At 60.8% G+C, this 21,405-nt stretch carries 19 protein-coding genes and 1 pseudogene; 12 read left to right on the top strand and 8 right to left on the bottom strand.

Annotated features, from left to right (window positions below):
- The first annotated feature begins 100 nt into the window (after positions 1 to 100).
- The 6 genes from PSV26_RS21285 to PSV26_RS21260 all read left to right on the top strand — a co-directional run bounded on the left by PSV26_RS21285 (position 101) and on the right by PSV26_RS21260 (position 7,305).
- Positions 101 to 1,069, top strand: coding sequence for a tripartite tricarboxylate transporter substrate binding protein (locus PSV26_RS21285; protein ID WP_300573900.1), 969 nt, complete (start codon positions 101 to 103; stop codon positions 1,067 to 1,069).
- Positions 1,070 to 1,165: 96 nt separating this feature from the next.
- Entirely contained in the window at positions 1,166 to 2,914 is a 1,749-nt protein-coding gene (locus PSV26_RS21280; RefSeq protein WP_300573897.1) for an FAD-dependent oxidoreductase, read from the top strand.
- A complete protein-coding gene (locus tag PSV26_RS21275; RefSeq protein WP_300573894.1) occupies positions 2,911 to 3,264 on the top strand; it encodes an NIPSNAP family protein in 354 nt (117 codons plus the stop codon). The genes PSV26_RS21280 and PSV26_RS21275 overlap by 4 nt, the downstream gene beginning before the upstream one ends.
- A gap of 72 nt (positions 3,265 to 3,336) precedes the next feature.
- Positions 3,337 to 4,296 (top strand): tripartite tricarboxylate transporter substrate binding protein, encoded by a 960-nt coding sequence (locus PSV26_RS21270; protein ID WP_300573891.1) that lies wholly within the window; start codon positions 3,337 to 3,339, stop codon positions 4,294 to 4,296.
- Positions 4,297 to 4,357: 61 nt separating this feature from the next.
- Positions 4,358 to 5,755: an MmgE/PrpD family protein gene (locus PSV26_RS21265; protein WP_300573889.1), complete on the top strand. Its 1,398-nt coding sequence runs from the start codon at positions 4,358 to 4,360 to the stop codon at positions 5,753 to 5,755.
- 122 nt (positions 5,756 to 5,877) lie between these two features.
- Positions 5,878 to 7,305 (top strand): IS1182 family transposase, encoded by a 1,428-nt coding sequence (locus PSV26_RS21260; protein WP_300573887.1) that lies wholly within the window; start codon positions 5,878 to 5,880, stop codon positions 7,303 to 7,305.
- Between the two features lie 157 nt (positions 7,306 to 7,462).
- Here the strand turns inward: PSV26_RS21260 and PSV26_RS21255 are convergent, their stop codons facing one another.
- From PSV26_RS21255 to PSV26_RS21235, 5 genes are read right to left on the bottom strand one after another with little or no spacing between them, the layout of a single operon-like run.
- Positions 7,463 to 8,620 carry an acyl-CoA dehydrogenase family protein gene (locus tag PSV26_RS21255; RefSeq protein ID WP_300573885.1) on the bottom strand — a complete coding sequence of 386 codons (1,158 nt, stop codon included), beginning with the start codon at positions 8,618 to 8,620 and terminating at the stop codon, positions 7,463 to 7,465.
- 37 nt (positions 8,621 to 8,657) lie between these two features.
- A complete protein-coding gene (locus PSV26_RS21250) occupies positions 8,658 to 9,131 on the bottom strand; it encodes a MaoC/PaaZ C-terminal domain-containing protein (RefSeq protein WP_300573883.1) in 474 nt (157 codons plus the stop codon).
- 45 nt (positions 9,132 to 9,176) lie between these two features.
- Positions 9,177 to 9,632, bottom strand: coding sequence for an OB-fold domain-containing protein (locus tag PSV26_RS21245; RefSeq protein ID WP_300573881.1), 456 nt, complete (start codon positions 9,630 to 9,632; stop codon positions 9,177 to 9,179).
- Positions 9,629 to 10,822: a thiolase family protein gene (locus PSV26_RS21240; RefSeq protein WP_300573879.1), complete on the bottom strand. Its 1,194-nt coding sequence runs from the start codon at positions 10,820 to 10,822 to the stop codon at positions 9,629 to 9,631. The genes PSV26_RS21245 and PSV26_RS21240 overlap by 4 nt, the downstream gene beginning before the upstream one ends.
- A 41-nt stretch (positions 10,823 to 10,863) precedes the next feature.
- Positions 10,864 to 12,126, bottom strand: a complete 1,263-nt coding sequence (locus PSV26_RS21235) for a CoA transferase (RefSeq protein ID WP_300573876.1) — start codon at positions 12,124 to 12,126, stop codon at positions 10,864 to 10,866.
- Between the two features lie 111 nt (positions 12,127 to 12,237).
- On the opposite strand from PSV26_RS21235, the gene PSV26_RS21230 reads away from it, so the two are divergent.
- A complete protein-coding gene (locus PSV26_RS21230; protein ID WP_300573873.1) occupies positions 12,238 to 12,921 on the top strand; it encodes a nitroreductase in 684 nt (227 codons plus the stop codon).
- Positions 12,922 to 12,954: 33 nt separating this feature from the next.
- Here PSV26_RS21230 and PSV26_RS21225 read toward each other — a convergent pair whose 3' ends face one another.
- A complete protein-coding gene (locus PSV26_RS21225; RefSeq protein ID WP_300574311.1) occupies positions 12,955 to 13,761 on the bottom strand; it encodes a GntR family transcriptional regulator in 807 nt (268 codons plus the stop codon).
- Positions 13,762 to 14,262: 501 nt separating this feature from the next.
- Here PSV26_RS21225 and PSV26_RS21220 point away from each other — a divergent pair.
- From PSV26_RS21220 to PSV26_RS21200, 5 genes and pseudogenes are all read left to right on the top strand, one after another.
- Positions 14,263 to 14,454, top strand: a complete 192-nt coding sequence (locus tag PSV26_RS21220; RefSeq protein WP_300573870.1) for a hypothetical protein — start codon at positions 14,263 to 14,265, stop codon at positions 14,452 to 14,454.
- A 223-nt stretch (positions 14,455 to 14,677) separates the two neighbouring features.
- Positions 14,678 to 16,414, top strand: a complete 1,737-nt coding sequence (locus PSV26_RS21215) for a hypothetical protein (protein ID WP_300573868.1) — start codon at positions 14,678 to 14,680, stop codon at positions 16,412 to 16,414.
- A 16-nt stretch (positions 16,415 to 16,430) separates the two neighbouring features.
- Positions 16,431 to 17,720, top strand: a complete 1,290-nt coding sequence (locus PSV26_RS21210; RefSeq protein WP_300573865.1) for a hypothetical protein — start codon at positions 16,431 to 16,433, stop codon at positions 17,718 to 17,720.
- Between the two features lie 867 nt (positions 17,721 to 18,587).
- Positions 18,588 to 19,001 (top strand): annotated as a pseudogene (locus PSV26_RS21205) (hypothetical protein); the annotation flags it as partial.
- A 129-nt stretch (positions 19,002 to 19,130) separates the two neighbouring features.
- Positions 19,131 to 20,000 carry a competence protein CoiA family protein gene (locus PSV26_RS21200; RefSeq protein WP_300573862.1) on the top strand — a complete coding sequence of 290 codons (870 nt, stop codon included), beginning with the start codon at positions 19,131 to 19,133 and terminating at the stop codon, positions 19,998 to 20,000.
- A gap of 139 nt (positions 20,001 to 20,139) precedes the next feature.
- Here PSV26_RS21200 and PSV26_RS21195 read toward each other — a convergent pair whose 3' ends face one another.
- Positions 20,140 to 20,478 carry a hypothetical protein gene (locus tag PSV26_RS21195; RefSeq protein ID WP_300573860.1) on the bottom strand — a complete coding sequence of 113 codons (339 nt, stop codon included), beginning with the start codon at positions 20,476 to 20,478 and terminating at the stop codon, positions 20,140 to 20,142.
- On the bottom strand, positions 20,475 to 21,068 hold the full coding sequence (locus PSV26_RS21190; protein WP_300573858.1) for a hypothetical protein: 594 nt from the start codon (positions 21,066 to 21,068) through the stop codon (positions 20,475 to 20,477). The genes PSV26_RS21195 and PSV26_RS21190 overlap by 4 nt, the downstream gene beginning before the upstream one ends.
- Between the last annotated feature and the right edge of the window lie 337 nt (positions 21,069 to 21,405).

The following is a 21,405-nucleotide window of genomic DNA, read 5'->3' as shown; positions in this document are numbered from 1 at the left end:
CCAACCATTGAACCCTTGATAAAATTGCGGTCATAATGGGAGGCTCCACCTGGAGCTTCGTCCTTGGTGCGGCTGCAGACACACTTATTGGAGACATTTAATGAAACTGACCACGCATGCCTTGATACTTACATTGACGGGCCTTGCCGCAGGCACGGCCTTCGCGCAGGAAAAATTCCCCTCCCGCCCTATTACGATCGTCGTGCCCTATCCTGCCGGCGGCACCAGCGATGCGCAGGTCCGCATGATCCAGGCGCAGCTGGGCAAGGAGCTGGGCCAGCCTGTCATCGTGGACAACAAGCCCGGGGCGTCCGGTGTGATTGCCGCACAGTACGTGGCCAAGTCCCGCGCAGACGGCTATACCCTGCTCTATCCCAACAACGGTGTGCTGATCGCGCCGCTGCTTAACCCAAAGTCGGAGTCCGATCCACTCAAGGACTTCAAGCCGGTGACCACAGTTACCAACGTGCCCATGGTGCTGGTGACCAACAAGGCGGTGCCGGCCGCCAACCTGACCGATTTCCTCGAGTACGCCAAGAAGCAGCCCGGCGGCATCATGTATGCCTCGGCCGGCGCTGCCTCGTACGGCCATCTTTCCACCGCCCGGTTCTCGCAGATGGCAGGGCTGACGGTGGAGCACGTGCCATACAAGGGGGAGGCGGCAACGACCATGGCCGCGCGCTCGGGAGAGGTGCAAATGCTGATGACCACGCCATCGGCCGCTATGCTCGGCCAAGTGGCGCAGGGCAACTTGACCATGCTGGGCGTGGCCAGCGCCACCCCCTCGTCCGTAGTGCCCGGCGTACCGACGATCAACAAGGTGGTTCCCGGCTTTGTCTCCGAGGTCTGGTTTGGACTGTTGGCACCGGCCGCTACACCGGACGATGTGATCCAAAAAATCAATGCCGCCGTGCGCAAGGTAATGGCCGATGACGGCGTACGCGCGCGTTTGCTGCCCACCGGCGCTGTGCCGCAGACCTCCACCCCCGCCGAGTTCGGGGCCATCATGGCGCGCGAGTCGGCCCAGTGGCGCGAGATCATCGGCAAGTACAACATCAAGGCCGACTGAGCCTCACTGAGCCCTGCCCGTGCAGGGTCACTCCGGCCCTGCGCGCGATGCCAGGGCCGCCTTCCCCACTTCCATTCCTCTGAACAAAAAACAGCAATGACCCAGGAAACCCAGTATGACTTGATCGTGGTGGGCTCCGGCGCCGCCGGCCTGTCCTGTGCGATCACCGCCAAGGCGCGCGGACTGAACGTCGTGGTGCTGGAAAAAGAACCGGTGTTTGGCGGCACCACCGCTTTGTCGGGGGGTGTACTGTGGATACCACTGAACCACCACGGCCGTAAGCAGAACCCCGCCGATTCGGTACAGGCCGTGCGCACCTACCTGATGCAGGAGACCGGCGTTTTCTACGATGAGGAAAGCGTGAGCGCCTTCATCGCCAATGGCCCCCGGATGGTCGACTTCATGGAGAGTAAGACCCAGATGAAGTTCGTCCCCACGCTCTACCCAGACTACCACCCCGATGTGCCCGGGGGAGTGAACATCGGGCGCTCAATCCTGGCCGCGCCTTACGACATCCGCCAGTTAGGCAAGGACATGAAGCGGTTGAAGCCACCGCTCAAGACCATCACCTTCATGGGCATGATGTTCAACTCGTCTAACGCCGACCTCAAGCATTTCTTTCAGGCCACCAAGTCGCTCACCTCCTTCCTGTACGTGGCCCGACGGTTGGCTAACCACATCCGTGAGCTGGCGCTGTACAAGCGCGCCATCAACGTTACCAGCGGCAACGCGCTGGCCGCGCGGCTGGCTCAATCGGCACTGGATATGGGCATCCCCATCCTCACCTCCACGGCAGCCCACAGGGTCATCATGGAAGGTGACAGGGTAGTGGGTGTCGCCGCCAAAGCAACTGCTGCGGATGGAGGCGCCGAGCGCATTTTCAGCGCGCGCCATGGCGTGGTGCTGGCCTGCGGCGGGTTTCCGCACGACATCCAGCGTATCGCAAAGGCGTACCCGCATGTCCGCCGGGGGCATGAACACCTCTCCCCCACGCCTGAATCGAACACCGGCGACGGAATCCAGATGGCCGAGGCCGTGGGCGGCGTCATGGAAATCCGCTTCAAAGAACCAGCAGCCTGGATGCCGGTCACCCGGGTCGACTATGGCAACGGTGAGGTGGGAGTCTTTCCACACCTGCTGGATCGGTACAAGCCCGGTGTAATCGGGGTACTGTCCAACGGCAAGCGCTTCACCAATGAATCCAACTCGTACCACGACGTCGGAGCTGCCATGGTGAAGGCCTGCAGGGATTTGCCCGAAACAGCCATGTGGCTGGTCTGCGACAAGACCACGCTGGGAAAATACGGCCTGGGCTACGTCAAGCCCTCGCCCATGCCCATCGGTCGCTTCGTCCGCAACGGTTACCTGTTGCAGGACAAAACCCTGGCGGAGCTGGCCACACGCGCAGGCATCAACCCCACAGCGCTGGAGCAGACCGTGCGCGAGTACAACGTCGGTGCCGCCCAAGGTGAAGACCCGGCGTTTGAACGCGGTAGCACCAGCTTCAACCGCTATCTGGCCGATCCCGCAAGCAAGCCCAACCCCTGCGTGGCGCCAGTGCAAAACGGGCCGTTCTACGCAATCAAGCTCGTTATGGGCGATCTGGGCACCTTCGACGGCATCCAGACCAGCGTGGCGGGCGAGGTGATGCGCAGCGATGGCACGGCCATAAAGGGGCTGTATGCAGTGGGCAACGACCGCGCCAGCATCATGGGCGGCAACTATCCCGGCGCCGGTATCACCCACGGACCGAACATGACCTTCGGCTACCTCACGGCCCTGCACATCGCAGCTGTCGCAAACGGGGCCGGCCAGGCAGTCGGACGCGAGGCGGTGCCGGCATGACGCGTATCGTGTTGCCGCAAGTCAAACCGCTGGTGGACCACCGCATCTACACCATTGCGCTGCGCAAGATGCCGCAGTTCCTGGAGGTGTTCCACCAGTTGGCCATGCCGGTGCTGCTGGACACCCTGGGCCATCCGCTGGGGTTCTACACCAGCCTGGTGGGTCCGCAAAACCAGTTTGTGCATCTGTGGGGCTATGACGACCTGGCCGACTATGAGCGGCGCTGCCGCGCACGCGACGCCCACCCAGACTTTGCTACCTACTTGGCGGCATCGGGCCACCTGATCACCGCGCAGGAGACGCGGCTGATCCGGGCTGTTGCGCTGCTGCTGGCGCCTGCCGCTCTTTAAGTTTTCACCCCCCCCGGCCAGACTCGGCGATGCGGCCTGGCTTTCCTTAAATGATAAAAACGGAGACAAGCAATGACCCTCAAAAAAGCACTTGTGATCGCTGCAGCATGTGTGGCTCTCTGCGCCCAAGCGCAGTCCGCATACCCCAACCAGCCCATCAAGCTCATAGTTCCCTTCACGCCGGGCTCCAGCTCGGACGTGACGGCACGGGCGGTTGCTCAAAAAATCTCGATTCAATTGGGCCAGCCGGTGATGATCGACAACAGGCCGGGCGCCAATGGCGGCATAGGGATGCAGGCGGTGGCTCGCAGCAAGCCCGACGGCTACACCCTGGTGGTGGGCACGGTGTCGTCCACCGTCGTGCCGGCCATCATCTCCAAGGCCGTGATGTTCGACCTGTTTGCCGACTTCAAACCCGTGGCGACGATGGCCAACACCCCGCTGCTGCTCACCGTTACGCAGGACTCCCCGCTCACCAGTGTTGCCGACCTGGTGGCCGCCGCCAAAAAGGCCCCCAAGACGCTTAATTACGGCAACTCAGCAGGCCTGTACCGCATCGCCATGGAAGCGCTGAACCACCAGGCCGACATCGACCTGCTGGGCATTCCATTCAAGGGGCCTGCTCAGGCGGCCACCGAGCTGCTAGCAGGCCGTCTCACCGTCAACCCGGATGCACTGGGCGCAGCCGGCCCGATGCTCCAGGCCAAGCGCATGCGAGCCCTGGCCGTGTTGGGCACCAACCGCACTTCCTCGCTGCCGGAAGTGCCCACAATGATTGAGCTCGGCTATAAGGGCTTCGAGTTCAATGGCTGGCTGGGTGTGCTGGCGCCTGCCGGGACACCCACGCCCATCATTGATCGGCTGAACAAGGAGATCGCCGCCGCCGTGAAATCTTCCGAAGTGCAGGCGCTATACGCCCGCCTGGGCCTGGAACCGATCGTGCTGTCCTCCCAGGCCTATAGCGACGAGATGAAAAAGGACTTTGCCAAGTACGAATCGGTGGCCAAAAAAGCGGGCATCGAAAAGGAATGATCCGGCCGCAGCCATCTTTCCCATCCCCCGACTCCTGCCCCGTATCGGAAGGATCACAGCGATGACTTCACCGCAAGCAGATCAAGGGCACATCGCGCTGGCCACGCTGGCCCGCCGGGCAGCAACCATAAAAGCCGCATCCATCCCTGCAGTCGTCAAACGCCAGGCGTGCCTGTGCATTCTCGACACCATCGGCTGCATGCTGGCAGGCAGCCGCACCGAAGAAGCGGCGCTCATGATGGCCTGCGAACGAGCACTGGCTGGCGGCGAGGGCTCGACAGTACATTCCGCCACTATCGCGGGCCATGCAGAGCGGCTACCAATGCTTGGGGCGCTACGCGTCAATGGGTATTTGGGCGATGTTCTCGAACTCAACGACCTGATTGGCGGGCACGCCAGCATCGGCAACGTGTCGGCTGCGATGGCCGTCGCCGAGGTCGAGGGGAGCAGCGGTGAGCGGCTGCTGGAAGCCGTGGTGCGCGGCATCGAGGTGACCACCCTGGTCTATAACGCGGTATACCCTACGCTCAAGCGCTATACCGAATCGGCGTTGGTGCCGGTGGGCATTCCATCTTCGATCGGAAGTGCTGCAGCGGCAGCCGATCTTCTTGGCCTGGACGAGACCCAAAGCTTGCACGCCATGGCCATTGCCGGCGCCCTGGCGGGCTGGTGTCCGGCCGAGGTAATCTTTGGCCAGGGCGGCACGGTGAAGCCGCTGCTGTTTGGCGCACAGCCGGGCGCCACCGGCGTCACGGCGGCGCTCTACGCCCGCCAAGGCATGACGGGACCGCAGGCACTGCTGGATGGTCCGCTGGGCTACTTCAGCACGAGCGCGCTGGAGGCTCGCTTTCATGACCACGAGGCATGGGCCCTGGCGCAGCCGCGCCGCAAGCTGCATGCCTGCTGCGGCTATCTGCATTCGGCAGTGGACGCTGTGGGCCGCCTGCGCTCCCGCCTGGGTGCGGCGGCACTCGCCCAGGGACATATCGAGGTCAGCGTGGCGCCCTACGTGGCCGACGTGGTGAGTAAGCCGCGACAGCCGCTGTCGCCCAACGACGCGCGTTTTCACCTGCAATACTGCCTGGCGTTGGTCGTTTGCGGGGCGGACGTGATCCTGCCAGGCCACAGCATCGACTTGGCCAGGCACCTGGCTCACCCTGAAGTGCGGTCCGCGATGCAACGCATCCGCGTAGTGCAGGATGCGACCGTCACACACTACCACCACTGCCAGGTAATGCATGAGGATGCATCGGGCGTGCGCACCGCGCAGTCCATCAATGCACCGCGTGGCACCCCTCAGGAACCGCTGGACGACGACGAGGTCGTAGGCAAGTTCATGGCGCTCGCGGCGCCGGTGCTGGGCGAACCCGCTGCCCGGGCGTTTGCCAACCAGACCCTGGCGCTCGATACTGTAGCGAATGTGCGCAGTTGGGTGGCAGGCATGGCCGCAAAGACTTGATACGGGCATGGCCCCCAGCAAAAAAGCCCGCTGTTCAGGCTGTGTAAATAGTCCTGGTTGAAGTCGGCCCCAGGCGCCCGGCAGACGTTGAGTCTGGCGGGCGTTTTCATTTGGGAGGCGTGATGGGACACCGAAGAGGGGAAGGCAGGCGCCAGGCGGCGCTATTTCCAGTGATGCTGGACGAGCTGGTGAGCGAGGATTCGCTGGTACGCGTGGTCGATGCATGGGTTGCATCGCTAGAGCTCAAGGCGTTGGGGTTTGGCAAGGCACAGGCTCAGGTGCTGGGTGCTCCGCCCTACGATCCGGCCGATTTGCTCAAGCTGTACATCTGGGGCTATTTGAGTGCGGTGCGCTCCTCGCGGGCGCTGGAGCGCGAGTGCCGGCGCAATGTGGAGTGCATGTGGCTGTTGGGTCGGCTGGCTCCGGACCACAAGACGATCGCCGAGTTTCGCCGCACCAACACACACGCCCTGGTGGCTGCGTGCGCGGTATTCGTGCAGTTTGCCCGCACGCAGCGCCTGATCGCGGGCAACACGGTTGCCATTGATGGCAGCAAGATTCGCGCGGTAGCCTCTCGCAAGGCGGTCATGGACCAACAGGCGCTGGGCGAGCAGGCCAGGCACAACGCGCAGCAAATCGAGCAGTACCTGCAGATGCTGGACGCACAGGATCGGCAGGACAGCGCAGGCGATGCGCGTGCGCAAGACGTACGCCGTGCGCTGCAGCGGTTGCAGGGCCAGCAGGCCCAGGTGCAGAAGAGCCTTGAGCGGCTGCAGCAAGGACGCGGACAGACAGCGGTGCGAGGCGAGCCCCAGGCGCAGGTGATGGTGCAGGCGGGCAACCGGGTCCCCGCGTACAACCTGCAAACGGCCGTGGAGAGCCAAAGCCACATGATCGTGGCGCACGATGTGACCAACGAGGCAAACGACCAGCGCCAGCTCCAGCCGATGGCCCAAGCGGCCAGCCGCGCGCTGGGCGAGCCGGTGATTGCGGTGGCCGATGCGGGTTATGCCAACGGCGAGCAAATTGCCAATCTGGGCGATGAGGGCATCACCACCTTCGTGGCCGTCAAACGGGCCGTCAATACCCAGGCGGGCGGGACACTGTATGAACGCAGCGCCTTCACCTACGACACGCAGTCAGACAGCTTTGCCTGTCCCGTGGGCAAGACGCTGGCGCGCAAGCAGCTGCACAGCAAAGACAAGCTGGTCATCTACGCTGCACGCCCGCAGGACTGCGGCGCATGCGCCAACAAGGCGCAATGCACGACGGCTGCACAGCGTTTCGTCAGCCGCCACCTGTATGAAGACGCCCTGCAAGCCAACGCCCAGCGGATGGCTGAGCGAGCCGAGATGATGCAGCTGCGCAAGCAGACCGTGGAACACCCCTTTGCCGACCTCAAGCACCTCATGCTGGGCAACGCCAGGCTCCTGATGCGAGGGTTGGACGGCGCCAGAAGCGAGTTGACCATCGCCGTGCTGGCTTACAACCTCAAGCGAGCCTTCAATATCAAGGGAGCAGCCTGGATGCGCACCGCGCTGCAGGGCTGAGGCCCTTCTTTCCTGCGCACCAACAAAAATGCCCCGCTTTCGCGGGGCATTTCACTTCAACCGACTCAAATCAGACTATTTACACAGCCTGCTCGGCGGTCTTTTTGCGTTGTAGGAGCCGGGGAAAGCTCACCAAGCCTCCATTTTCACCCATGCATCACAGGTCCAATTGCTTGGCGATGATGTTGCGCTGGATTTCGTTGGTTCCGCCACCGATGGGTCCTACGCGCGAGTCGCGGAAGAACATCTGCATGTCGTACTCGTTGGAGTAGCCCGCGCCGCCCAGGACCTGCATGCCTATGTCCGCGCACTTGAAGTTGTTCTCGGTGCAGACGATCTTGGCGATGGAAGCCTCCGTCACCACCGGCTGACCCGCGTCCAGCAGTTCCGCCACGCGGTAGACAGATTGGCGGGCCGTCTCAGACATGATCAGCATGTCGGCCAGCTTGTGCTGGATGACCTGGAACTCGGAGATCGGCTTGCCGAACTGGATGCGCTCCTTGGCATAGTCGCGTGCGTACTCTGTGATCTTGAAGCAATGGCCTGCCGAGATAGCGGCCAGACCCAAGCGCTCCAAGCCCAGGGCTTTCATGATGTTCTTCCAGGCCTGGCCTTCGCCGCCAAATAGGTTGGTGGCTGGCACGCGCACGTTGTCGAAGAACACCTCGTTAGCATGGGTGGTACGGCGACCCAGCATGGACAGCGGGCGCACCGTCACGCCCTTGGCGCTAGTGGGCACGAGGATGGTGCTGATGCCGCTGTGGCGTGCCTGTGTATCCGTCTTGACGATGGCTACGATGTAGTCGGCCACGTGGGCGCAGGTGATCCAGACCTTGCTGCCATTGATCACGTATTCATCCCCCTCACGTATAGCCGAGGTCTTGATGCCCGCAACGTCGGAACCCGTACCCGGCTCGGACATGCCCAGTGCCAGCTTGATCTCGCCGGAGATGATCTTGGGCACGATCTCCTTTTGCAGCTCGGGTGTTCCGAACTTGGCGACATGCATGCCGGCATAAATCGCCGTGGTGGTGATGGCCTGGGCGATACCGGTGTAGTAGTAGCCCAGCGTCTCCAAAAAGACGGCAATGTCCTTGTAGCTGCCACCCATGCCCCCAAGTTCTTCGGGGTAGAACAGGCCGATATAGCCGGCCTCGGCCAGTGCGTTGTAGGCCTCGTGGGGAAACTCGCGGGTTTCGTCCATCTTGCGGATCTTGTCCCAGGGCAGGTGTCTGTTCAGCAAATCGAGAACGCCTTCACGCATCATGCGCTGCTCTTCGTTCAGGCCGGTGGTATTGATCAGGGATGCGGACATGGAAGTCTTCCTTTGGGAGTTCGTTGGTTCAGTGGATTCAGGATTGGCTCAGGACAGCGTCGCGCCCGGCGCGGGTGAGCACCATAGTGGTCATCAGACCGCTTTGCACGATGTCACCATGCTGGTTCACCAGCTCCATTCGGCGTACCAACACACCTCGGTCGGGCTTGGAGGTGGGACGCGTCGAAACCACGGTGGCGCGCAGGTGAATGGTGTCGTTGAAAAGAATGGGCTTGAGAAACCGCCATTCATCCACGCCCAGCGCGGCCACGGCCGAGCCTTCCAGGTAGCCCAAGCTGGCGCTCAGGCCGGTAGCGATGGACAGGCCCAACGCTCCGTGGGCGATTCGCTGGCCCACAGGTGACTTGGCGCTGTGCACCGCATCGGTGTGCATGGGATTCACATCGCCCGATACCCAGGAGAAGGTGACCACATCGGTCTCGGTGACGGTGCGGGCGCGGCTCTCGTCCACCTGGCCGACTTCAAATTCCTCTATACATTTTCCTCGCATGATTGACTCCTTTGGCAGTTGTAATAAGGGATGCGTGTGGGGGACTCAGGGCGCCAGGCAGGGACGGGCTGCAAACAGGGGGCCGTCCTCGTATTGCAGTACCAGCATTTCCATGGGCATGTCGGGAATAAAGGCCTGGCCGGGCACATCGACCAGGCGGCAGGCAATGCGGATACCTGTGTCCAGATCAACAATGCCCACTGGGTAAGGCGCTTCGGCAGTAAACACCGCGGGTGCAGCGTGGATACGCGTCCACGAATACAGCAGACCACGCGGGCTGAGCGCGCTCCACCCCACGTTGGGCGACCAGCAGTGCGGACACAGCGGCTTGGGTGGAAAGGTCTGCCGTTTGCAATCCTGGCAGCAACTGGTTTGCCAGACGCCCTGGCGTAGACCGTTCCAGAAGTGCTGGGTGAATTCGGACAGGCGCGGAGGATAGGCGCGCTTGCCCAGCAAGTTGATGTAGGGGAGGGCGGCGGGGATGGTCACGTCGTGGCTCATTGCATGGCCTCCAGGATGTGGATCAGCGCGGCGTTGTAGTTGCCCAGCTCACCCGTGGCCAAGCCCAGGCGCGCATTTAGGACCTGGCGCTCGCCAGCGCGGCCGCGCAGCTGGTCTGCCAGCTCGATGTAGTTGTACAGAGAGGTCACGTAGGCCGGGTGCCCCCGCGAGGTGAGCCCGCCGGAGGTTGAGATTGGTATGCGTCCGCCCAGGCGCGTCTCGCCTTCGAAGGCGGCTCGCGCGCCCTGCCCACGGGGCTGCAAACCCAGCGCCTCGCTTACCAGGACCTCCACGATGGTGCATGGCGCGTACAGCTCGGCTAGGTCGATGTCACTGGGACCGACACCGGCCTGCGCATAGGCAGTTGCCGCTGCATCGCGCGCTGAGTCGAAGGCAATCATGTCATTGGGCACATCGCTGATCTGATGCGTGCCGTCGTGGCAAAAACCCCGCCCGCGCACCACGGCGTAGGGCTTGCCCAGGCTGCGGGCCACCTCTTCGCTGGCCAGCACGATGCAGGCAGCACCATCGCCGCGCGGGGGAACGTCGTACAGGCCCAGGGGCTCGACAATGGGACGCTGGCTTATCACATCATTCAGAGAGATGGGGTTGCGGTACTGCGCAAGTGGATTGAGCGATGCGTGGAAGCGGTTCTTCACGGCCACTGAACCGAGCTGCTCGCGGGTGGCGCCGTACTCATGCATGTAGCGCATGGCGTCCATCGCATACCAGGCGATGGGCGTGAAGCCGCCCGATGTGTGGAAATCCACGTCGCCCGTGGTGCGCATGCTGCTCATCATGTGCTCGGACGCCGAGACCGCGCTCTCCATGTTGATGCCCAGCGCCAGTGCCACGTTGGCGCGACCGAGCAAAATTTCATCGCAGGCCTTGTCGAAAGCCAGCGCTGCAGTCATGCCGTTTCCCATGACCTCCATCACGCTGCCGCGACACGCCAGGCGCAGTTGCCCCATGAGGAAGGTGTGGAAGTACTTCTGGCGCGTGTAGGGGCGGGGCAGGGTGAAAATCAGGGACTGGATATCCTTCTTCTCCACACCGGCATCGCGCACGGCTTCTGAGACCAGGCGGGTCATGATCTCGTGCTCGAGTGTCTGAAGCTCGTCGTCGTCCGCGCTCTGGTGGCGGCCGATGGGGATGGCACTGGTGCCGACAATGGCGACTCTCCTGTTCACAGGGTGTCCTTTCGGGTTGGGTCAGTGGATGCAGTGCTCGCTTATTGCCCGAAGGCACCGGCCGCACGCAACGAGGCAATGCGCGCATCGTCGTAATGCAGCGTCTCGCGCAGCACCTGCTCTGAGTGCTGACCCACGGCAGGCGCGGCTTGCGGAGGAACCGCCGGCGTCCGCGTCAGGCGCAGCGGTGTTTCGATATTGGGAACCCAGCCCTTGACTGGGTGTGCGATGCGGGTGACAAGACCGCGCGAGCGCGACTCGTCCGAGGCCAGGGCCTCGCTCAGCGTCTTGACCTGACCATGCGGCACGCTGGCCGCGCGCAGTCGCGGTGCCCAATAGCTCCAGGGATGCTGCGCGAAGGCCTCGTCCATGATTTTGAAGATCTCTTCCCGGTGCTTGAGGCGCTCTGCCCGCAGCGACAGCACAGGATCGTGGGCGATGTCGGGCCGCTCAAACACCTGCTCGAACAGCCGCTGGAAGATCTTGTCGTTGCCGCAGTTGATATAGACCGGCTTGTCGGCCGTCATGAACACACCCGAGGGGCAGGTGTCGGGGCTCACGTTGCCGTTGCGCCGGGGCTCGTGGCCGGTGGTCAAGTGTTGCATCGCGCCGAAGCCCGTCATCAGAATGGCGGTGTCATACAGCGCGACCTCGATGCGCTGGCCTTTGCCATCCTTGGCACGCGCAAGCAAGGCCAGCAGGATCGCATTGGTGGCGGACATCGCGGTGGCCGTGTCCATGATGGCCGCACCGGTGCGAACGCCCTGGCGGTCCTCATATCCGTTCATCGAGATGAAACCGCTTTCGGCCTGCACGATGGGATCGAACCCCAGACGGTCGGCATACGCGCCCTCCCGGCCATAGGCCGAAACAGAGCAGTAGATCAGCCGGGGATTGAGTTGCAGGCACGTCGCATGGTCCAGCCCAAACCGATCCATCACGCCCGACGAGAAGTTTTCCACCAGCACGTCGGCATCAGCGATCAGCTCCTTGGCGATTTCCAGGCCCGCTGCACTCTTCATGTCCAGCGCCAGGCTCTTCTTGTTGCGGTTGGTCCAGAGATAGGGGCCACCCTGTGCCGGAATCTCGGGGTCCACGGTGGGATAGTGGCGGAAGTCGTCACCCTTGACCGGCGCTTCGATCTTGATGACATCAGCGCCAAAATCACCCAGCGTCATCGTGGCCAGCGGGCCAGCAACGAAATGGGTGAAGTCCACAACGCGCAGACCGGCAAGCACAGGCTCGGCGCTCGGTGTCGCACTCCGGTGGATCGGCAGGGCATCGATTCGTTCTTGATCAAACACGGCAAGGTCCAGGTGGATTTTGGTAGAACCATTATACTATTGATCCATGCGCGCCGGCAATGCCTGTGCTTTGCCGGGCGCTCAGCCCCCCAACAAAGAACGGAGCCATGCATGAACCCTTCTTCCCCCTCTGCGGTATTGAATGAACTGCTGGCGCAACGCCACAGTTGTCGCGCCTTCCTGACCGACCCGGTGCCGCGTGAGGTGCAGGAGCGCCTGCTGCAGATGGCGCAGCGAACGGCGTCCTGGTGCAATTCCCAGCCCTGGCAGGTACACATCACCGAAGGCGCGGCGACAGAGCGGCTGCGCGATGCGCTGCAGACCACGCCCCAGCAGGGCGAGTCAGGGGCGGATTTCCCTTGGCCAAGGGAGTACCGCGGCGTCTACCAGGAGCGCCGGCGTGAATGCGGGTTTGCGCTGTACGACAGCGTGGGCATCGCACGAGGCGACCGGGAGGCGTCCGCGCGGCAGGGGCAGGAAAACTTCCGCCTGTTCGGCGCACCGCACGTGGCCATCATCACTAGCGACGATGCGCTCGAGGTGTACGGTGCCATCGACTGCGGCGCCTACGTGTCCAACTTCCTGCTGGCCGCCACCAGCTTGGGCGTGGCTACCATCCCGCAAGCTGCCTTGGCCTCGCGCTCGCAGGCGCTGCGCAAGTTCTTCGGTTTGGGGGATGACCGGCGTGTGGTTTGCGGCATTTCTTTCGGCTATGCCGACGTGGGCCACCCGGCAAATGCGTTTCGTACCAGCCGCGCCGAGGTCAGCGCGGCAGCGGCATGGATAGCTACCTGAAGCGGCGGCGGAATCCGAAAGCGCCTGGCCTCCTCAGCCGGGCTTGCGCGCGGCCCGGGATTTGGGCGCGGCTTTGGCCGCAGGCGGCAGCCCGGCCGCTGCCACCACTGCAGCGTGCTTGGCGTGCGACAGGTAGCCGCGCTGCAGCCGCTTGAGGCTCGCCTCCATCTCCGCGACGGCGCCTTCGATATCAGGCTTCTCCATGAATTTCATGAAGCGCTTACGCGAAGGCAGCACAAAAGCGTTCTCGTACTCGCCGATCGAATCGATGTAGTGCCGCAGCACGGACAGTACCCCGTCCATCACGATGACCATAATGGGGTTGCCTGTCATGCGGGCCAGGATTCGATGGAAATTCAGATTCACCTCGGCCCGGCGACTGAAGTTGCCCTTTTCGGTGGCTTCCTCGGCGTCCTTGATGTTCTGGTGCAATTCCTGAAGGTCCGCCGGTTTGGCGCGCTGACAGGCTTCGCGCACGATGATGGATTCCAGCCATATGCGCGCCTCTGTCAGGTGGGCGGGTTGGATGGAGCCCACGTGGTAAAGATCCAGCATGCCTGTGGTGATGGCATCACCGCTGTCTTCGGTGATGAATGCGCCGCCACTTGCGCCCTTTTGAAGCCGCACTAGGCCGGCATGCTCCAGCGAGCGCAGCGCCTCGCGCAGGGTATTGCGCGACACGCCAAACTGTTCGGACAAGGCGCGTTCCGAGGGCAGCCGGTCGCCGATCCTCAAGCGACCCTTGGCCAGTTCCTCGCGGATCTGCGCGGCAACCTCCTCAAACGCACGCGTGGAATGTATGGCGCGGAACGTGGCCGCTGGCGAATTCTCACGTGTCACTGGAACGGACTTGGGGGGCAAGGGAAACCTCTGTTGTTGTTACTTTAAGGCTAAACGGGCTTTGATTTTGGCCCAATGATAGAACCACTGAGCCATGGCCTCTCAATTTTTCATTGAATATCCGTCAGGTACTAACGATTCAAGTGGAAGACTGTCCCAAATTATGGACAAACGGAGCGGGTTAAGGATGCGCTTGCCAATACGCTGCGATGGCAGTTGTAAAGCGCCGGGCCTCATGAGGAAAGTTGCGCCAGGAACGCTCGCGCCGTGGTCGCAATGCCCCTTCTTGCATTGGCAGCCACATCGCTGGAAGGACGCCTGACCGGAGCGACTGGGAATGGCCAAGGTGGGTAGCGGCGGATACCGGGCGGCAGCGTGAAAGGCTGGACCGGCGCGCGCGCCGGCGGGGTATTAAATGCTTGCATGGGGTCGTCTCTGTCAGGTCTCATGGGCCAGCCATCCTACTGGACAACTGTATTTATGTACAGTATCATAAACACCATGGACGAGCTCTCTCCCTCCCAATGGGTTACCAGGTGTGCCGAGCGATTGCACGACCGCTGGCACACGGTGGAGCCTGCTCAACTGGAAGAGGTGGCGATGGAGCTTTGGCGCGATTCGCACCTTCGTGCGCTGCCACCAGCTGAGGCAGCAGCGCTGTGGCTCAGTCCCGTGACCAATCAGCAGGAGTAACGCGGGCGATCCGCCCGATTCAGTGAGCGACAGGTCCTTGCGGCCGTTGCGATCTGTGTCCGCCCAGCCAAGATCTTTCTCCTCCAATTAGAGGGGGCCGCAGCTTGCCATATTCGCCACAATTGGGAACCACATACTCCGCAGCGACCAACTCGCAGGCGAGTATCCAGTAAATCTGTCGGAAGAAGATAGCCACTCAGCAAGTTCCACTACGGGGATGACGATGACTGGAAATACCCAACGGCTGACCATACTCGCGCAAGATCCTGCGGTTAAGCAAAACGGTGCGCTGGTCCTGGCCCAAGTCGAAATTCCCTATGAAATGCTGGCTGACGGCCCGGTGGGTTATCGCGTCAAGGTGGTGGATTTCGATGCGACAACCAACACGCTTTATCGGCCGCACCCCTACGTCTACCAACCGGACGGCCAGATTGTGGATCCCTTTGCACTGCCAAGTGCCAAGCTCTCCCGGAAAGCCCGTCTCGCGTTTGATCAGGAGCTGCTGCAAAACCCGAATTTTCATGCGCAGCATGTCTATGCGGTGGTCATGCGAACGCTTGCGAGATTTGAATATGCCCTTGGCCGGCGCGTGCCCTGGGGTTTTAACGGACATCAGATACACATCGCGCCCCATGCTTTTTGCGACGCTAATGCCTTCTATTCGGAAAAGGATCGTGGGCTGATGTTTGGCTACTTCGATGGAGTGCGTAGCAAGCAGCGGGTATTCACCTGCTTGTCGCATGACATCGTGGCCCACGAAGCGACCCACGCATTGCTCGACGGTCTAAGAAACCGCTACACCGACCCTTCGGGTCCGGACCAAGCCGCCTTCCATGAAGGCTTCTCCGATATCGTGGCGCTGCTTTCGGTCTTTTCCCTGCGGCCCATCGTGGAGCTCGGCCTTACCCTTGGCGAGGGACGGATCATCAAGCGAGACGGGCTCCGGCTGATTCAGGAAGGCCGGCTGACCCAACAAGCCATCGCCGACTCGATTCTTTTTGGTCTTGGCAAGGAGTTTGGCCAGCAGCTCGGTGGCGCGCGGGTGAATGCGCTCAGACGTTCCATCGCCCTGGAACCCAGGAAAGACTATCTCGACAGGTCCGAATATGAAGAACCGCATGCGCGCGGCGAACTGTTGGCCGCGGCCTTGCTTCGGTCTTTCCTGGCCCTGTGGGTTGCCCGGATCCAGCAGCTCGGCACTTTTGGGCGCCAGCTTTACAACCTCGATATGGTGATCGACGAGGGTACAAAAGTGGCCAACCAGCTCCTGACCATGGCCATCCGGGCCCTCGACTATTGCCCGCCGGTCGATCTGGAGTTTGGCGACTACCTGGCGGCCTTGCTGACGGTTGACCGGGAAGTTGCGCCGGACGACGCGCGATATAGCTACCGTGATGCGATCAAGGAAACCTTCGCCAGTTACGGCATCACCGTACCAGGACCAGAAACCGATGCCGATGCCTGCTGGAAGACGTTTGATTTAAACGAAGACATTGTTTACAAGCGAACCAACTTCGAATCCATGCTCAGGGACGGGGAAGAAGTGTTCCGCTTCATCTGGGAAAACCGCCACCTCTTGAGAATTGATGATCGCGGCTATACCCAGGTGATTTCGGTCAGGCCGAGCATGCGGCAGGGACCGGACGGTTTCATGCTGCGCGAGACCATTTGCGAGTATGTCCAGATCGCCGATCTGTTTGGCGCCGAGGTGACGGCAGTCCTGAAGATCAGCCGCCCCGAAGGGATGTCGTCCCGGCAGCGGCTGCGTGCCTATGGAGGTGGCGTGTTGGTGTTTGACCAATACGGGCGCATCAAGTACCACATTGAACGACGGTTGGACGATGCGGCCAGGCAGAAGCGCCGGCTGGACTACTTGTGGGATTCGGGGGGACTGGAGCAGGTGCAAGACAGTCGCAATCAATTCGCAGTGGCGCACCGTGTGCGCGCCGGCGGACACTGACACACCGGGAGACATTATGGCGACGAGTTCAAAACCGATTGAAGCGGTCATCTTTGCCTACCAGGTCGGCTTTGGCGACTGCTTTTTGTTGCGCTTTGTTTATCCTGGTGAAAAGTACAAGCATCTCCTGATTGACTTCGGCACCACCGGGCTGCCAGCGAATGTCGCTTCCAGCCACATGGATGAAATAGCCAGGGACATCGTCGACAGGTGCGGAGGGAAGCTCGATGCTGTCATTGCAACGCACCGGCACGCCGACCACATCAGCGGCTTTGCAACCAATGCCAAAGGAACGGCCTCCGGCGATGTCATCGCAGGCCTGAAACCCAAGGTTGTGATCCAGCCCTGGACGGAACAACCCGACCTGGCCGAAGACGCGACCGCGCCGGCCGCTGCCAAAAAACACAGCCTGGCACTTCGCCGAATGGGGTTTACTGCCGAAAAGGTGGTCCAGTTGCTCGATGCATTTCCCAAGTCCGTCTCTCCGGCACTCAAGGAAAAGCTCCGCTTTGTCGGGGAAGACAACATTTCGAATAAGTCCGCCGTCAGGAATCTTGCAACGATGGCGCCCAAAACCATCTACACCTACCATGGCGGGCCTTCCGGGCTGACCCAGTCGGTTCTTCCCGGTGTCACCACCCATGTGCTGGGCCCGCCAACCCTCAGACAAACCGACACGATTCGCAAGCAACGATCGAGGGATCCGGATGAGTTCTGGCATTTGCAGATGGCCAGCCTTGATGCCGACAACCAGCTGCAGGGCAAGCCCGGGGCGCTGTTTCCGAATCATCCCTCTGTCGACGGTGGCAAGCTGCCCATGAGCGCACGCTGGTATGCGCTGAGGCTAAAGGATGCCAGGGGTGAACAATTGCAGCAAATCGTCACCATCCTGGATGACCAGATGAACAACACGAGTCTGATACTGCTGTTTGAAGCCGGCAAGAAGAAGCTCTTGTTTCCCGGTGATGCCCAGCTGGAAAACTGGCAATACGCTTTGTCGCAAAGCAGCAGCAGGGCGCTCCTGAAGGATGTTGATCTCTACAAGGTAGGTCACCATGGGAGTTTGAACGCAACGCCTAAAAGCCTGTGGACTGACTTCAGCAAGCGCGGCAAGGTCGGCCAGAAAAACCGATTGAAAACGGTTATGTCCACCAGACCGGGTAAACATGGGAACGAGAAATCCAACACCGAAGTACCACGGCGGACTTTGCTCCAGGCTTTGGACAGCGAGAGCGAACTGCACTCAACGCATCGGCTTGGTGCTGGTGTCCTTTACGAGGAAATTTATATTGATCTTCGGAAATAGCAGGTACAGCAATTTTTTGCCTTTCGAGAATGTTCGATTATCGATAGCTAGCCAAGGTTGAGCCACCGACGACGGGCCATCGTTGAACGATTAAGCCCGTCTGATCGGCACTCAAAATGATGCTTTTCACGTGGAACCCCTTAGCGGGCGCTGCGCCCGATCGAGGGTTAACCCCGCTATCGACTTACTTTTCGGGTCGCCAGCAGACTGCTAAAGTCTTTCCAAACATTGGGAGCTACATGAACTCGCATGCGTTGAAGCATAAGTCCCTGCCCCAGTCGCACCGGCGTTACCCGGGCTCCCGCGTGACCATGCTGGTATCTCTATTGGTGTTTGGCTTGTATGACCACGCTGTAGCCCAAACAGAAGTGAATGATGCTGTCATGCGCCTCATGTTGGAGCGATCACTCTCATGCGTTAGTGACTCGTTTGCCGAGTTGAGACGTTGTCAAAACGCATCGAACGAGATCAAGTCAAAGCTGCAAACTGCAATGGCGAGTGCAGCTCGATCTCAGCTGACAAATCTTCCGCCTGTGAATTCCGCGGCCGCACGTAAACAAGTTGCGACGCTGCTGGCTGATCTGGAAGTTATTGGTTCACCGGCAGGTGCGTCAGCGCACGAATTTTCTACAACGGTGTCTCGCCTCGTCACCTCACAGAGCGGAACAGAAGAACTGCGTCGCTCAATATCGCAGGCGATCGGTGTTCCCACGAACGAGCAGCAGGCGCAACAGTTGCTCATGACAAAAGTCGCCTCGTTATTGGGTAGTGATGTCGGGGCGGCGGTCCTTAATCCAGCGGGCGTCGCGAAGGAAAGGGTGAGGCAGGCTATCGACAGATCGCTGCGCTCCTACATTGATTCGAATCTCAAGGGTATCGGGCGGCTTGCTGTCCACACTGCCGCTGGAACTGCGTCTGCGGGGGAAGTCCACAACCCAGTCGCACCGGGCACCCATCTACTACGTGGATCTGACCATGCGATCTGGCATGGCGCTGGCAGAGGCCATTGCGGGTGCCAGGGCTGAGGATGAGCACCGCAAGGGAGCAGGTTTTGATCAGATGGCGCTGGAGGACGCTGCCAGACTGGGCTTTGCCAATGGGGCATTCGAGGAATCGGAGGAGGAGGGCGCTGATCTGGTGGAGGAGTTCTATCCAGATGAATCTGGCGGCAACCAGCAAGGCGGTTTGATGCAATCAGGGAAAAAGCGAGACCTAGGGGAAAAGCTGCATCACAAGGCGGCAAAACTCAACAGTGTTGACGGCGCAGTACCTACGCTGTGATCGAATCCAGGTAGATCCTCCCCCTTAAAGGTGGAGGACTGCTTGGATTTGCCTGCACCCCTTTTTTTTGTTCAGGCCTTTATGATCGGCCAAGAAGGGAACCCTGAGCAGCGAGACGAAGGAGGATAAATGGCCCAGTTGACTATCGCCCTTGACGGGAACGACATCATTAAATTCGTTGGTGAAGTGGCCAAAGGCGGTGACTGCGGTTGTTTCTGCCCTGCGTGCCGTAGTCCACTCGTTGCCAAGAAGGGGCGGATCAACGAGTGGCATTTTGCGCACGAGTCTGGCCAGGAACACCCTGAATGCCTGGTTGGGGCACTCAATCTTTTTTCCCGCTTACTGATCGAGCATCTGCAGGCAGCTGGCGCGGGCATCGCTGTGCAGGGGCTGGCAGAGGTCATCGTGAGCGCAGTACGGCCTAGCAGTCAGGGCGCAACCGTTGGATTGGCTGAACTCTCGGACGGTCGCCAAATTGCCGTGTATGCGTGTGTAGAGGAGCAGCGGCGCTATTTGGACGTAGGGGATGGTGCTGACCACCTTTTGTATTCATGCCAGACCCCCACGCCGGAAGTGCTGACGGATCGTCAATCTGCGAACTACTTCATTACCCGGTACGCCCGTCTCCAGTGGCGTGGTGCTGAGTCTCGGGTTGACCCGCAAAGAGAGCGTCGTTCCGCATCGCCTGCAGTCAAGAAACTGGCATTGGCGCAGGGCATTGGCGCACCGATCATGGTCTATCCCCTGAAGGATGGATCCGACTGGATCATGTACAAAAACTCGGATGGATGTTTTGTTTTGCGGCAATGGCCCGTGCCAGGAGAAGGATGGGAAATTCGATTCCCGCCGAACGTCGGCGTTGCTAACCTTGACGCTGGTGCGTATGAGGTTAAAGACTTTCTCAATGCATCTGCATCACTGCGGCCCCTTGCTCGCAAGAGCGGTCTGCAATGTCATTCGCTGGATTCGGTCCAACGCGTACTGGTTATCGTCAAGTAAATACGGAAGGGTGCTATTAAGCCCGCCATATCGGTAAGCACTCGGAGTGCTGAGCTGCTTGGGCGTAAAGCGGGAGAGTTTCCGGGTGGAGGGATAAACAGAAAAGCTCTTGGGAGCTTATTTTGTTCCTGTCCAACCTTCAATTGAAGTAATACCTGCCAAACCAATTGCTCTTTGGGATCGTTCTAAACGGCATAGGAGCTAGGCTGTTTGGCCTAGCTCTATTCATAGTCTTTTCACTTCCAAGTCTCTGAGAGACTCTCATGAACTCCAGGCATCCTCTTAGTAGGGAGAGGTATCCTGGCGTCCATGATGGTGACAGCGCGGGCATTGTGACTCTAGTCCCGGCAACACCTTCCGCGAAGTTGCCGCCGAACTCCTGAGCAGGAGTTCGGAAACCTGGCAGGTGCTCTCCGTTCAGCACCCTGTGCGCCGCTTCCGCCGCCGCCGCCAGCGGCGTGTATGAGTAGCCGTTCACGGTTTCCACTCGCGCCCGTAGGACCTTGCCGTCCGATCCTGTGATCTCCACCACTGCACAGGCCCGCTGCCCGTCGCGTTCTCTTTGATTAGTCCATCAGGAAGCGCTGACAACTCTCCTGCAGGAAAGGCATCGCCAGTGACATTCACGAACATGGCGATATTGGGGATGCGTGTCGAATGCCATGTCGTGACGAGGTCACCGAAGGGCAAGGGGAAGCAGGATACATCGCCATCGCCATCGCCATCGCCATCGTCGAAGTTGAACATCGATGCATCGGGTGCGGGCTTTAGTGCATCGTTCACACGGACCATCAAGCCAGCGCCCGCGATCTCGCCCGCACTGACGGCTGATCCACGCGACATGGAGCCGGCGACCTGAAGAGCAATCCTCATTGAGACGGGGTTTGTCACGCGACGGGAAAGCTGGAGTGCCAAGCAGTCCGTCGACGCCACATCCCACCCCACACCAGGCAGCAGCATCACACCAGCGCGAGTTGCTTCGACGCCGAGCCCTTCGGCCAGCCGGTGAACGTTGATTTCCGCCGTGATGTCGAGGTAGTGGACGCCAGCCTGAAGGCAGGCGCGCATCAGCGGCTCGGTAGTTCTGGCAAATGGTCCCGCGCAGTTCAGCAAGACAGACACACCAGCCAGAGATTCGGCAAGGTTGCCGTCATCGAGTGCTAAGACGCTGTAGGGGACGTTCAGTTCATGGGCAAGTGTCTTAATCTGGCTGCGTCAGCGATGTGCCCGCTCATCGGGCAGCAACAAAATCGCCCGCAGGCCGGGGGGCGCGCACTCTCTCACCTCATCTGCCGTTTATGTTTATAAGTCAACCTATGGAAAACCCTGCCAGCATAGGTTGTTATATCAACTAAAGTAGTGGCTTGATGTATTGTTTTGGCGGCCTGGACCGAGCGATCTGTGC

This window comes from Polaromonas sp. (assembly GCF_029945685.1).
Taxonomy (GTDB): Bacteria; Pseudomonadota; Gammaproteobacteria; order Burkholderiales; family Burkholderiaceae_C; genus Polaromonas.
The sequence above is the reverse complement of the archived record's forward strand: the minus strand, read 5'-3'. Positions and strand labels throughout refer to the sequence as shown.

Bases quoted from the DNA above. Each gene is read 5' to 3' on its own strand.
- PSV26_RS21280 (WP_300573897.1), top strand. From the start codon at position 1,166: ATGACCCAGGAAACCCAGTATGACTTGATCGTGGTGGGCTCCGGCGCC.
- PSV26_RS21275 (WP_300573894.1), top strand. From the start codon at position 2,911: ATGACGCGTATCGTGTTGCCGCAAGTCAAACCGCTGGTGGACCACCGC.
- PSV26_RS21250 (WP_300573883.1), bottom strand. From the start codon at position 9,131: ATGCGAGGAAAATGTATAGAGGAATTTGAAGTCGGCCAGGTGGACGAG.
- PSV26_RS21245 (WP_300573881.1), bottom strand. From the start codon at position 9,632: ATGAGCCACGACGTGACCATCCCCGCCGCCCTCCCCTACATCAACTTG.
- PSV26_RS21190 (WP_300573858.1), bottom strand. From the start codon at position 21,068: ATGCGCGCCTGCCTTCAGGCTGGCGTCCACTACCTCGACATCACGGCG.
- PSV26_RS21200 (WP_300573862.1), top strand. From the start codon at position 19,131: ATGGCCCAGTTGACTATCGCCCTTGACGGGAACGACATCATTAAATTC.
- PSV26_RS21285 (WP_300573900.1), top strand. From the start codon at position 101: ATGAAACTGACCACGCATGCCTTGATACTTACATTGACGGGCCTTGCC.
- PSV26_RS21270 (WP_300573891.1), top strand. From the start codon at position 3,337: ATGACCCTCAAAAAAGCACTTGTGATCGCTGCAGCATGTGTGGCTCTC.
- PSV26_RS21215 (WP_300573868.1), top strand. From the start codon at position 14,678: ATGACTGGAAATACCCAACGGCTGACCATACTCGCGCAAGATCCTGCG.
- PSV26_RS21265 (WP_300573889.1), top strand. From the start codon at position 4,358: ATGACTTCACCGCAAGCAGATCAAGGGCACATCGCGCTGGCCACGCTG.
- PSV26_RS21210 (WP_300573865.1), top strand. From the start codon at position 16,431: ATGGCGACGAGTTCAAAACCGATTGAAGCGGTCATCTTTGCCTACCAG.
- PSV26_RS21260 (WP_300573887.1), top strand. From the start codon at position 5,878: ATGGGACACCGAAGAGGGGAAGGCAGGCGCCAGGCGGCGCTATTTCCA.
- PSV26_RS21230 (WP_300573873.1), top strand. From the start codon at position 12,238: ATGAACCCTTCTTCCCCCTCTGCGGTATTGAATGAACTGCTGGCGCAA.
- PSV26_RS21255 (WP_300573885.1), bottom strand. From the start codon at position 8,620: ATGTCCGCATCCCTGATCAATACCACCGGCCTGAACGAAGAGCAGCGC.
- PSV26_RS21220 (WP_300573870.1), top strand. From the start codon at position 14,263: ATGGACGAGCTCTCTCCCTCCCAATGGGTTACCAGGTGTGCCGAGCGA.